Raw genomic sequence first — 15,456 nt, forward strand, 5'->3', positions numbered from 1 at the left:
AATGACCAATCACTTTCTCAAAACAGTTCTATGCCTTGTTGGCATATGGTTTGTAGGCTTTAACGGTCAAGCTCAGGAAGTTCCCTTTACTCCAAGACTTACTGATGGCGGCAACACCTATATAAATATAAAAGGAGATTATACGTTCTTGTCCAACAGTGTCATGAACCGTGTTCTCGATGATGGAACAGGTGTTAACACCCCGTACAACGGCAGTGGAAGTAATAACAGCCTACACATTGAATACGTGGATGTAGACTCTGACCCAACCACATATAGCTCTAGTAGTTCAACACTTTCTGTTCCAGATTGTTCGCAGATATATTGGGCCGGTTTATATTGGGCTGGTAACTATGATGAAGAGCGGAAAAATCAAGCTGGTGATTTCAACAATAATTTTACTGTAGACAACAATCACTATGATGTCACAGCCGTAAAACTTATGGTTCCTGGTGGCAGCTATGTAGATATTGTAGCAGACAATAACCCAGACCCAGTAGGAGAGGAAGATGCCATTATTGTAGATGGTTATAATATTCTTCCCAATGATCCCTATGTATGTTTTAAAAACGTAACCTCATTACTGCAAGTGCTTCCAGATCCAGATGGAGAATATACGGTGGCAAATGTTAGGGGAACAAGAGGGTCTACAAACCATGGTGCAGCTGGTTGGACCCTAGTTGTCATTTATGAAAACCCTACCCTTACCGGTAAATACATTTCTGTTTTTGATGGTTATGAAGGTATAACAACACAAGCTGGAAACAGTACAGCAGATATAACAGTTGCAGGTTTTAACACAATTCCTGTTGGGCCTGTAAATGCTAGAATTGGAGTTAGTACTCTTGAGGGTGAAACTTCGTTGGATGGAGATACATTCGGAATTGTTTCAAACAGTAGCTCCACGTTTACAGATATTACTAATGCGGCTAACCCAGACGACAACTTTTTCAATTCTAGCATTACGGAAGATGGGGTTAATGTAGCCTCTAGAGTTATCAACAGTACCAACGCTATCGGTTTTGATTCAGACGTTTTTGATTTGAACAATTTTGGGAATAGTATCATTGACAATGGAGACACCAGTGCAACGCTTAGGCTTGGTACAAGCAGGGACTGGTTCGCTTCATTTTTAGTCACATTTGGTATTGAAATCATTGAGCCAGATATTGTTCTGGAAAAAAAAGTTCAAGATATTGGCGGCGTAGATATTACTGGTCAAGGTGTTAACCTAGGTCAAGTTTTAGATTATGTGCTTTCTTTTGTCAATACCGGTAATGATGATGGTACGGCATTTACTATAAGGGATGTTCTTCCTGCAAACGTAACATTGGATGAAACGACTATAACCTTGCCCGGGGTTGGTGACGGTGATCCTACCAATGATGTAACATATACGTACAACAGCGCAACAAGGGAGGTTATATTTACAATCCCAGACAGCTATGTTGAAGAGGGGAAACCTGTTTCTGAAATTCGAATGCGGGTTCAAGTAGCTCAAGATTGTTTTGACTTTGTTGATGCATGTACAGATATCATACAAAACTTAGCTTATTCTACGTATGAAGGAGTAATAAATCCTAACCAAATTAGTGATGACCCCAGTGTATCAGATTTTGATGATTGTGGGTTTACCACACCGGGGGCCACTAACTTTTTGTTGGACGATTTAACCGCTTGTAGTTTTACCACTACAGCGGAATTATGTGGCGCAAATGTTTTATTGGATGCAGGAGACAACTTTGACTCTTATACTTGGTATTTAGATAGCGATTCCTCTGGAACCATAAATGCTGGTGACCCTGTTGTAACGGATGGTAATCCTGATGGAGACCCAAGCACACTCTTAGTAGACACACCGGGAACATATATCGTTGACAAGCAAGTGGCTGACCCTTGTAAAGATTTTGTAGAAATCATAGAAGTTTCGCGCTTTGGTGCTGGGGCAGCTCTTACCAATCCAATAACCGCCCTAATAAACGATGTAACCAATACCGTTGAAGGTGAGATTTTAAGCTGTCCAAACGATGGTAGTGAGCTGCCAGAAATATTTCTGTGCGGTTTAAACGACACCGAGCTTATACAAATCAACATTCCAACAGCCAGCAGTATTGTCTGGGAACAATTGGACGAGGCAGCAACAGCGGCGGCGGCAGTTGCCTGTAACGCACCTAACCCTCCACCAGCTGCTCCACCGGCAGGTTGTGCAAATACAGATACATGTGCCGTTTGGGCAAATGTAGGTACAGGAAATGATTTTCTGGCATCCGATGCTGGTGAATACCGTGTAACGGTGACCTACAGCGATGGTTGTTTTAGACGATTCAACTTCAATATTTTTAAAAACCCATTAGATCCACAATACACTTCTAGTGATATTATTTGTGCTACAGATGGTAACATTACCGTAACGAATATGCCTTTGGATTATGAGTATCGTCTTATAGACCAAGGAACAGGAAACGTTTTGGTGGGTTATAACCCAGACCCAAGTTTTACAATTACCAATAATGGTGCTTACACGGTAGAAATGAGGCAGCAAGGTGTAACGGATGGTTGTGTATTTGTCTTAGATAATATTGGTATTCTTGATAGAGATTTTCAGGTTGATGTTGAAACAACTGATACTAATTGTAACGGTCTGGGAGAAATAGAAATTTCCATTCTAAATGTAGAGGCACAATATTATTATGAAATATCTCAAGGAGGAACAGTTGTAGATACATTTGGCCCATCCAACGATAACAACTATACGTTTGAAAATTTAAATGATGGTATTTATGACATAGCCATTTCTACAGATGATGGGTGTTCTTATACGGAACAAGTAACCATAAACGATCTAACTAATTTAGCGGTAACTGCTCTTACAACCAAAAATATAGACTGTACAGATGGTGTTATCACGGTTACGGGCGCGGGTGGTTTTCCAAACCCTGATTATGCCTACGCAATATGGAGTTACAACGGTGTTGATTTATATCCATCTGTTGGAGATATTCCAGGCGGCGCTTATCAGATTCTAAACGATTTTACCTTCACTAACGGTGAAGAGGGTGATTATGAATTCATAGTTGTTGATGGCAACAACTGTTCTTTTGTATCTAACAGTGTTTCCATTGCTGTTTCTGCCTCAGTGCAATACACCACATCCACAACTGATGAAGTTTGTTTTGGTGCGGAAGATGGAACCATTTCAATAAACATTACCAACTCGAATGGATATGATGTCCGCTTTAGACTTTTAGACGATTTAGGAAATACCATTACCAATAACAACTCTGGAAATTTTACCGGGTTGGCTCAAGGTGATTATAGGGTCCGTATAAGACAACGTCCTTCCGGAACTACTGATAACTGTTTCTTTTTTGAAGATTTTACTATCGGTGGACAAGCCTCGGGGATTAGTGGAAACGCTACAATGATTCAAGATTACACTTGTTTGCAGGATGGTATTATTGAAGCTCAGAATGTAGCTGGTGGTACCGCTCCCTATGAATATAGCATTGACGGTGTAAATTTCTTCAATGGAGTAGGTGCTGAGACTTTTTCCAACCTTACAAATGGAACGTTCAGCATTACCATTAGAGATGCCAACAACTGTACTTTCGTAACCAACGGAATAACCTTTGACCCATTAAATCCACCTTCAGATTTAACCTTTACAGCTTCCACACCAAACTGTCCGGCATTGACATCTGATGTTACGGCAACAGTAGTAGATGGAAATACTCCTTTCGTTTTTGAGATTGTTGCTCCGGCTCCAATTGCTGCAACTTCTACAACGGGAGGTTCTGCAGATTTTGATGGTCTTGCTCCAGGAACCTACACCTTTAGGGTGACAGATGACAAAGGATGTACTTATGATGAATCTTTTACAATAAATCCAGTTTCTCAAATCAATGTTTCTGGACAATTAATAAGCAATATTACATGTTTAGGGGACACCGATGGTGAAGTGACGTTCACCGTTGCCGACTTCAATACAGACTACGATTACACAGTAACAGGTCCTGCTAATTTCAACGGCAGCAGCCAGACAGCGGCCACAATTCCTTTGACAGGATTAGCGGATGGAACTTATACTATTGTGGTTACAGACAATTTAACCAACTGTACGGCTACAACCGACGTTACCGTTAACGCTCCAGCCGCAGCACTAACTTTGAGTGCTGCAGAAACACAACCAACGTGTCCTACGGACGGGAGTGTGATTTTGACCTCAACAGGTGGTTGGGGAGGCAATACATTTGCCTTAACTAATCCAGATGCAACAAATTTTGGGACGAACGCTACTGGCGCATTTAATGGGTTGACTCAAACAGGAACATACAGTGCATCGGTTACAGACGCTAATGGGTGTGTGGTAACAACAACTTTTGACCTTGACCCCGCTATTGCTCCAGTGCTTGCAATAGTTCCAAATAATACATGTTATGATGATGCGGTTGGCTTAACGCTAACAGCGAATGTAACTTCTGGTGGCGATGGTAATTTTGAATATAGCCTTAATGGAGGTTCTTTTGGAACTGGTAATGTTTTTGCCGGATTAACACCAGGAACCTATTCTATTGATGTAAGAGATGGAAAAAATTGTACCGATAGTGCGTCTATAACCATTGACCCAGAATTAAGTGTTATTGCTTCGGCGCCAAATATTACGGCCTGTGCCACAAGCACCAATGTAAATATTACGGCCGCAGGAGGAGACAATAATTATGTCTATGCTATTGTAGGTGACGGAGTCGCTCCAACACCCGGTGATTTTGCAACAACGAACCCAGTAAGTATAACTGGAGCTGGCGATTATGATGTTTATGTAAGAGACAATTCGGGTAATTCAGGTTTTTGTGAAGCTTCATTTGATTTAAATATTGCACAAGATGCTCCGCTGGCCCTATCAATAGTTGATACGGGAATACAGTGTAGTGGAGAGGCACAAGCTACCATAACCATAACTGCTAGTGGAGGGGAAGCTCCATATCAATACAGCATTAACAACGGAACAACTTATCAGCCTTCCAACACTTTTGTAAATCAACCAGCAGGAAGTTTTAACATAAGAGTTAGAGATGCCAACAATTGTGATATTACGGAGATCTATAATATCACAGAACCATTGACCCTTTCTGCATCTGCTGCGGTAACGCAATTGGCAGAATGTAACCCAGGTCTTGGTGCTGAAGTAAGAATTACAAATGCCATTGGGGGTACTGCACCATATCAATATAGTTTTGATGGTGGAACCAATTACAATGCAAATCCTATTGGATTTCTTCTACCAGGAACTCACACATTGTTTATCCAGGATGCTAATAACTGTACATTCCCAATGACGGTTACTATTGATCCAGAACCAACTCCTCCGGGTGTAACTGCTGCAATAGATTATGAATGTGATGGCGAAGGAATCATAACTATTACTCCAGATAACGCAGGATACAGTTATACTTATGAAATTGATGCGACGCCAAACACACCGAATACTTCCAATGTGTTCAATAACGTGTTGGTAGGCTCACATACTATTACGGTTAACTATACTAACAATACACCACCTTCTCCAAGTATTATTTTGTTGGAGAATTTCGGAACTGGACCAAATACAAGCATCACTGAAATTGATGGTGATTACTATTGCTATGAGCCTCAAGATGGAAGTGCCTCCGCCTGTTCTCCTATTCCCCCCGACCCAAGAACTAGTAATAGTGCAAACGGCCGCATCAATGATTTGGAGTATTCGGTAACACAGGCTATTGCCAATCCCTTTGGCACTTGGGAAAGCCCCAATGATGCGTCGCTTACTGCAGGAGGAAGATTCCTTGCTATAAATGTTGGTGATCCAGGAGTAAACACAATTGTATACGCTAAACGTGGAATTGAAGTAATTCCCAACAGAGATGTTGAGATTTCATTGGCTGTTTTCAATCTATTGCGCACGGGAACTGGCGGATTAGACCCAGATATCTTGGTAGAATTAGTAGATGGATCTGACAATGTTATTGCAAGTTCTACCACGGGACTTATACCAAAAAATAACGGAGTAAATGATTGGTTTCGTCCGACTCCAATTTCTCTTAACCCAGGAGCCAACACGTCCATTGGTATTGTAATTAGAACCGTTGCTTCTGGAAACAACGGAAACGACATTGCCATAGATGATATTCAGGCCATACAAATACCTGAGGTTTGTGCTGGAACATTGACCGTAAATGTTGAGGTTGAAGCTGGAAATTCTTTTGGAGCTTCAATAACTGGTTTTTCAGATATTACATGTAATGGCGATAGTGATGGAACCATCACTTTTGAAGTAGAAAACTTTGATACTGTAAATGGTTTTGAATATAGGTTAGGAGGCGTAGGACCATATACTACAGCTTTTGCTAGTCCAGTAACAATTTCAGGCCTTCCAGCAGCAAATCCTCATAACATTGAGGTTAGAGATGTATTGGACAATACCTGTTCAATTCCTTTGTCACAAGCATTATCAGAGCCTGTTGTTCTAGAAACAACAGCGGTGATTACGGACGGTATAACCTGTATAAATGGAGGGGCCACTATTACGGCTTCTGTTACAGGAGGAACACCAGCATATGAGTACCAATTGGAAGATGGTGTCGGCGGGGTTGTAACTGCCTATCAAAATTCAAATATTTTCTCAGGTCTTGCTGCCGGAGATTATATCGTACGTGCAAGAGACGCTAATCTTTGTGATGATCCAATCGATACCGCATTAACAGTGGCTCCATTTATTCCAATTACTTACACCTTTACGGCTTGTTACGGTGGAAATAATGATGGTACCATTCAAATAGATGTTACTGCAGGTAACAACGACTACGAGTTTAGTTTAGATGGAGGTCCATGGGTAACACCTACTCCAGCAACTGCGACAACACATACATTTACAAACCTTCCAGCCGGGAATTACACTATTAATGTGAGAGATGGTTTTGGATGTACAGGGACATTGGAAAATGTTACCATACACCCAGCTCCAACCGTTGATGTTGTTGATATCAGCACTTGTGCAGACGGAAGTATAACCGTTACCGCACCAGCTGCTTTAACAAACTTGGAATACGCCTTTGTTCCAACAACAACAAGTCCGGCTGGACTGTTTTCAGCTACAAATACTTTTGCCGTAACCACAGGAAATGATGGAGACTATGATGTTTATGTAAGAGATACTTCAGCTGCAAATGCATATTGTGATTTCGTTGAGACCGTAACCGTTAATCCTGCTACGCCATTAACCGTAACCAATACCCCAACAGACCCGCTATGTCATGATGGCACAGGTTCTATTCTTGTAGATATTACCTCAGGAATAAGTCCATATACCATTCAAATTATTGACTTGGACAATGCTGGGGCTTCAGACCAAACAGATACGAATGTATTACCTAGCAGTAGAACATACTTCAACCTAATGCCTGGTGATTACACTATAAATGTAACCGATGCTACGGGTTGTACTGTTTCAGAAACACCAGTAACTGTTTCAAACCCTGATGAACTTACGGCAGATATCCTTTCTATTTTGCCTCCTGGTTGTGATCCAGATCCAAATCTTTACGGTTTTGAGTTTGATAATTATCCTTTGACCTTGACGGGCACATTAGAATTCAGTGCAGATGGCGGAACTACTTGGCAAACTAGCGACACCTTTACCGGTGTGCCATATGCGTCTGGAACAGTTGTAAACCCTTCCATAAGAACTATAGATGGATCAAATAACAGAATTTGCCGAGTTGATTTGCCCCAATATATTATTCCTTATCCATTAGATGATTTGAATATTACTATTGCGGCCATTGTTGTTGATTGTAATGACCTGCAAGTCACTGTTCAAGGAACTCAAGGATTGCCTAATTATGAATATGCATATACAGAAGACCCAACAACCTTTGACCCATTAACGGCCACATGGACTGCTCCGACAGCAGGCAGTCATCTCTTTGCAGGTTTAGTTCCTGGAAGGACTTATGTGTTTTACGTACGTGATTCAACCCCTTGCGTGAGACAAAGCACAGTAAACGTAAACGATGTTGCTCCACCGCCAATTGTTATTACAGCGGATATAACACCTTCATGCGATGGTGCCAGCAATGGACAGATTACCTATACCGTAACCGAAAATACTCCTGGAGAATTAGGTGGAACCTTTAACTGGAACCTTTTTGAAATTTCAAATCCAGCTATCTCCATTAACTCGGGAACGGTTGCGGCATTTACAACTGGTGATTCTTTTACAGTACCTGTTGCTCCAATGGCGGGGCTTGCAGCTGGAACATATTTTGTTGAAATACAGGGATCTGCACCAAACAATTGTGTTACTGGCAGTGAAAATGTTATCCTAGAAGAATTAGACCCATTAACAGGAACACCAGTAGTGCTTCAAAACATAAGTTGTGATACTCCTGGATTGATTCAGGTTCAAAGCCCATTTGGTGGTGGCGGTACTTATACGTATACTATAACCGGACCAGCTCCTTTTGTTACAATTGTATCTACATCAGATAACCCAATAGAGATTCCTGCAAATTCACCTGCCGGAAATTATCATGTGACCATGGAGGATCAATATGGTTGTTCTGCGCCTTTAGGAAATGTTGCATTAACACTTACTCCAAATCCAACTATTGACGCAATTGCTGTTGATAACTGTTCCAATCCATCAACAGTAACCATATCGGCAACAAGTGGTGCGGCCCAAGTATTGTACTCTTTAGACAATGGCGCAACATACGAAGACAATGCAGGTGTGTTTAATAATGTAACGGCAGGAACATATAATGTTGCTATTTTGGACAGCAATGGTTGTTCCGCAACAAGCACAGTAACCGTTCACCCTGTTCTAGAGGTAGATATCGCACTTACAAAATTGTTGGATTGTTCTGGAGCTCCAGATGATGCCCAAATTACCATAGAAGTCCTTTCTGGTTCTGGCGACAATTTAGGGTTTGCTGGAAGTTATGACTACGAAATTTCAGATGGAACGGGAATTGTAGTAGGCAAAACAGCATTGCTTAGCAATCCTTTTGTTTTCAACACTACTACACCAGAAAATTATACGATAACCGTTTATGACAACAACACAGCAACACCCTGTACTCGAGTATCGAATATTACCGTTGACCCGGCAATTACCCCATCATTTAATATCACTTCAAGTACAAATGTTACCTGTAGTGGTGATGACGATGGAACCATTAACGTAAGTGCAATAGATAATGGTATTGGCGCATATGCTTTTGAAATTATTTCAGGCCCAGGAAGTGCCGCTGCATTCCCTATTTTACCAACTACTAATAGTGATGCTACTGCCAGTTTTACTGGTTTGGAAGGAACGGCTGCCGGAATAACCTATACCATAGAAGTTACTGCCGCGAATGGTTGTGCTACAACACTTACGCAAGTAATCACACAACCAGACCCAATTACCAACGTGTCCACAGAGGTCGTTGAATTTGGATGTGCCACTGGAAACAACAGAGACAACGCAACCATTACCGTGAATACTGGGACTACTCCTTTGCCTACCGGACCAATAGTGGGTGGTAGTGGAACCTATGTTATCTATGAGTTTATTGAAGAAGATGATCCAAATACTGTTCCTGTTGAAGCCCCTGTAGTTGTTCAGTCTGGAGCAAGCAATATATTTACTGAGACAGATCCTGCAGGTGGAAGTTATACCATAAATGTTTATGACAGCAATGGTTGTTTTGCCACGGTAACGGAGACTATTAATCCATTTGATGAATTGCTAAGCGCAAGCGCAGCAGTTGACGTAGCCGCTACTTGTGTAACCGGTGAAGACATCACTATTACCGCTACAGGTTCTATAACAAATTCTACAACTTCTCCTGCCAATTATGAGTTTAGACTCTTGCCCGCAGGTGGTTTCCAACCTACAGGAAGTTTTACTGGCCTTGCCATTGGAACGCATAATTTTGAGGTTAGAAATACGGTGACCGGATGTATCATTACAACATCACATGAAGTTGTAGATCCAGAAGTGCTTAATTTAATTGTAGTCAACACAACGAATATTACCTGTTTTGGTGATTCCAATGGAACAGTTGAGTTAGATCTTCAAGATGCAGGAGGTGTAACCTATGCAAGCGCAACAAACTATACGCTTTATTTTGATGTAAACAATACACCAACAAACTTGGCCGATGATGTTACTTCAACTGGTTCAGATGCAGATGGTAGTTTCACTATTACCACTTTGGCAGCAGGAACTTATTATATTGAAGTAGAGGACACCAATCCTCCAGGTTCAGCATGTACCTATACCCAATCATTCAATATTGCAGGGCCTAGTATTGGTATTTCAGCCAATACCCAAATAACTCCTGTAACTTGTGCGCTTGGTGATGGAAGTATTGAAATTATCAACCCTGCTGGCGGATGGGGCGGCTATACCTACTTTGTAGATTTGGCTTCCAATCCAGCTCCAACATTTCCAGGAAGTTATCAAGCTTCACCGCTATTTACCGGTTTAGCTGGAGGCGCTGGTCCGGGTACAGATTATCAGGTTTGGGTGGCAGATCAAAACGGATGTGAATTCCAATTGTCAGACGAAAACTTGGTAGATCCTGCGCCAATTATTGCTGACCTACAAATCAACCAAGAAAACTGTACTAACCTTCAAGGAGAAATTGAAGTGGTTGGTATTCCAGCTATCAACCCAGTAACGGGTGGTCAAGGAAGCAATTACACCTATCAACTTGTCCGTAATGGAGCCAATGTTGGTTCTCCACAGACAAATCCTGTTTTCTCAGGTTTGGGTGAAGGTTCATATGAAGTATATATAGAAGATCAATGGGCATGTAATACCCTTGTTGGTCCTGTAGTATTGCTTAATGCAATGACCGCAACCCCAACAGTGGTCAAACAAATCGATTGTACACCTGACCCAGGTGGACATGTGACCATAAACATAACCGGGGGCTCAGCAAACTTAACATATGATGTTGTTTTCCCTGATGGGTTTACAACCGCGAGCAATGGAACTGGTGTTTTTACAGGACTTACACAACCCGGAACCTACACTTTTACAATAACAGATGGAGATACGGTAACACCTTGCGTTGTGGTTACTACACAGGAGCTAGATGATAAAGTTGACCCAGTTATTACCAACGTTATTGTTGACCCTGTGAGTTGTAACAGTGGTTCTGACGGAAGCCTTACAGTTGAATTGGACCCAGCTTCTGCTGTTAATCCGGTTTATACCTACGAGCTTTACGAAATTTCAAACCTTGTAACACCATATAGAGCTGCGCAAAACAGCCCTGTTTTTGATAACCTTCCTCAAGGAGATTATCGTGTACGTGTAATTTCTGCAAGGTCTTGTGATGATTTCCATGACGAAACGGTGCCAGAGCCTACGGCTTTAATCGTTTCGGCGACGGCGACGCCATTTGCTTGTAACGCAAGCAATGCCGTGAACACTTCAACCATCACTGTAAGTGCTGGGGGTGGAACAGGTCCTTATTTATATAGTGTAGACAATGTAAATTTCCAAACTACAAATACTTTTGATGTTGTTGATACCGGAGTGGTACAGAATATAACTGTTTATGTTACTGATGGAAATTCGTGTCCTCAAACGGCAATAGTAGCACCTATTGAACCTATCAATGTGTTTACAGCTGCAGTTACAAGAAACATTGCTATCAGTTGTGCTAATCCAGAAGAAATCCTGATTACCGTTACTGATAATGGAAATCCAGCAAACAACTATACTTACGAGTTGTTGCCAACAGGAAATCCTTTAGGAGGCTTAACCGCGACCCCTACCAATGTTACAACAACATTTGATTTGACCGCGCCTGGCAACTATACCTTTAGAGTAACAGATACTACTACGGGTTGCTACGTGGATACCGCGCCATACGAGATACTCCCTTACGATTTGATTGAGGTAGTTGCAACAGCAACTGCTCCCGCTATTTGTTTTGGTGATAACAACGGTGCGCTTGAAATCAATATAACAGGATACACAGGAACGTATGATTATCAAGTTTTTGATAGCTCCAATAACCCTGTAGGTGGTTTGGTTAATACCGATACAAGTGTAAACCCACGTCCTATTGGCGGACTTTCAGGTGGAAACTACTATGTGGTAGTAACGGAAACAGCGAATCCATTGTGTAACGAAACTTCAAATACTGTTACCATTGCATCTCCTGATAGAGCATTAACAGCTACACCTGTCGAAGTGGCCAATGTTACCTGTTCTAATGACCAAGGAGAAATAGAAGTATCTCCCGATGGTGGCTTTGCTCCATATGATATTCAATTGACCAATACTACCACAGCCCAAGTTTACAACGCTAATAATGTAGTAAGTTTTGTGTTCTCTGGTCTATCAGCTGGCACTTTCGATGTTCAAATTACAGATAATGCTGGCTGTATTATCAATGAGCCTCTAGTGCTTGTGCAACCAACACCAATTACGGCAGATATTGATGCAACACCAACAAACTTAGTTTGCTACGGTGATACCAATGCAACCGTTTCTGCTATTAATGTATTGAATGGCGAAGGGGTTTATCAATATCAATTGAACGTATACGATCCTACCGGAACCGTGATTACATCATCTTCTGGAACACAGGCTAGTTCTATTTTCAACAACTTAGGTGCTGGAATATATAGCATTACGGTTTCTGATGGATGGAGTTGTGGTATAGAAACCATTCAGGTGACGATTTCCGAACCTGTTGAGGTTATGGCTAATTTGATTCAATTAACACAACTAACCTGTACCGCTCAAGCTCAAATAGAGCTTTCAGCAACAGGAGGTACTGGACCATATGAATTTAGTGTTGATGGAAGCCCTGGCTCATATGCAGCAATGGCCGGAGGAACGACTCATACTTTTACTGTGCCAGCAGGTCCTTACCAATATTATGTTCGTGATGCTTTTGGGTGTGATGCCATGATTTCTAACCAAGTTACGGTTGATCCTGTTATTCCTTTAGACTTAATAATAGATGACAGTGCTGCCTTTGTCAATTGTACTGGCGAAGCTTCAGCATCTATACGTGCAACTGCCTTTGGAGGTTTAGGAAGCTATTCTTATGAGCTCTTTACCGATGCTGGTTTGACCACTTCTGTCGCTGGGCCGCAAAACACTGGTCAATTTAACACACTTATAGCAGGAACATATTACGTTCATGCTACTAGCATTGATTGTGAGTTTACAAGCACTGTAATCAATATTACAGATCCTGCTCCGTTACAAATAGATAGACAAGAATCTACAGATGTTACCTGTGCTGGACTAGAAGATGGTACTATAACTGTTGAGGTTTCTGGCGGAACTGGAGATATATTCTATGCCATAACACCTAACTTGAATCAGTTTAGTGCTGAAAACACATTTACAGATTTGGCACCAGGCATTTATGATGTAATTGCCCAAGATAGTAATGGTTGTTTTGAAACTTTCCAGTTTGAAATAATTCAACCAGCTCCTGTTCAAGTACAAGCCATAAATGTTATGCATGAAGTGTGCTTTAATAGTGCTGATGGTTCATTTGAATTGGATATTTCGGGTGGAACAGCACCTTATGAATCAAGTCTTAACTCCAATGCTGATGCAGATTATGTGTTAGACCAAGTCTTGTTCCAAAACCTTCCTGCAGGAACCCACGTGGTATTTGTAAGAGATGCTCAAGGTTGTGAATCCAATGTTTTCGTTGAGATCAATCCAGGCGTTAACTTGGCCGCTACCGTTACACCAATTTATGAGTGTGCTGGTAATCTTCCAACCAACCGTTTAGAAATAGTCTTTGAGGACCCAACTGTTTCCGGAGATGTCCTTTATGGTTTAGATACTTCTGATCCTGCGATGATGCAGTTAACGCCAGACTTTACTAATATCTTGGCTGGTGATCATACGCTAACCATTTTACACTCCAATGGCTGTCCAAATACTATTGATTTCAGTATAACAGGATTTGAACCATTGACTTTACTTCTAGAAAATAGCAACATCAATGAAATTACTGCTATTGCTGCTGGAGGTTTAGAAGACTATACCTTCTATTTTGGAGATATTGATAACGGAACTGATAACACATTTATAATAAATAGAACCGACACTTATCCTGTAACTGTTATTGACCAAAACGGATGTGAGGTAATCATGGAGATTTTTATGGAATTCATAGATATAGAAACTCCTAATTTCTTTACCCCTGATGGCGACGGTCTAAATGATCGTTGGTTGCCAGACAATTTAGAAGCCTTTCCTAACGTACTAATGATCATTTTTGATCGTTATGGTAGAGAGCTCTATCGTATGGGATATGGCGATAGCGGTTGGGATGGAATCTATAACAATACTGACCTTCCAACTGGCGACTACTGGTACATCATTAAGCTTCAGGGCGAAACGGATGACCGTGAATTTATTGGACATTTTACCCTTTATCGACAATGATAGCTTAACCTACAACATCATGTTAAAAAAACTCTTATCTTCAATCTTTATACTCTCGCTAAGCATGGGCGTTACAGCTCAGGAGTTGACCATTCCGCAGCTTTCCCAATATATTGCGGACAACCCTTTTGTAATGTCACCTACCTATGCGGGAATAGGAGATCATATAAAAGTTAGACTTACTGGCCTTACGCAATGGGTTGGCATAGAAGATGCTCCAGATACCCAGTCTTTGGCGGCAGATGCTAGAATTGGTAACCGATCAGGTATTGGTGTGCTATTGTATAATGATAGCAATGGTGAAACAAAGCAAAGAGGTTCCAAGCTTTCTTTTGCCCATCATCTAATTTTAAATAGATATGATGATATTTTCCTTTCTTTTGGAATTACGTATAATTTCAATCAGTTTCGGATAGATGTCGAAAACTTTAGACCTAGTGGAGGACAATTGCCTACAGACGATAAAGCTACTACAAACCACAATTTTGACCTTGGGTTCCTATATCGGTATAACAAATTTTACATTACCCTGAACGCATCTAATGTTCTAAGCAAGGATTTAGAACAATTTAATCCTGTTTTTGAGCCAAATACGTTACGTAACTATTATGCTTATGCGGGTTATAGTATTTCTAAAAATAAAAACAGTAAGCTAGAAATAGAGCCTTCTGTCTTTTTTCAATGGTTTGAAAGTGATGGCCGTTCTGTAACGGATGTAAACACAAAGTTCCGATTCCATGATTTTGAGGACTACTACTATGTGGGTCTTACCTATCGTTTTCTAAATGATCAAATTGGAAAGCCATTATATATTGCTCCAATAGCAGGTCTAAAAAAGAGCGATTTTTATTTTGGTTATTCTTATCAGGTAATTACAAATGAAATTCTGGGTTACAGTTCTGGTACTCATGTTCTAACTGTGGGCCTAGACCTTTTTCAAGGTATAAGTAATTGTAGGTGTATGTATTAATTATTTGGTTTAAGCTATT

2 protein-coding genes are annotated in these 15,456 nt (G+C 41.0%); both read left to right on the forward strand.

Annotated features, from left to right (window positions below):
* Position 1 precedes the first annotated feature (1 nt).
* On the forward strand, positions 2–14,467 hold the full coding sequence (locus SJY44_RS02950; RefSeq protein ID WP_396591215.1) for a T9SS type B sorting domain-containing protein: 14,466 nt from the start codon (positions 2–4) through the stop codon (positions 14,465–14,467).
* Between the two features lie 19 nt (positions 14,468–14,486).
* Entirely contained in the window at positions 14,487–15,437 is a 951-nt protein-coding gene (locus SJY44_RS02955; RefSeq protein ID WP_396591216.1) for a type IX secretion system membrane protein PorP/SprF, read from the forward strand.
* The last annotated feature ends 19 nt before the right edge of the window (positions 15,438–15,456 follow it).

The sequence above is a fragment of the Allomuricauda sp. R78024 genome (assembly GCF_044596045.1).
Classification (GTDB): Bacteria; Bacteroidota; Bacteroidia; order Flavobacteriales; family Flavobacteriaceae; genus Flagellimonas.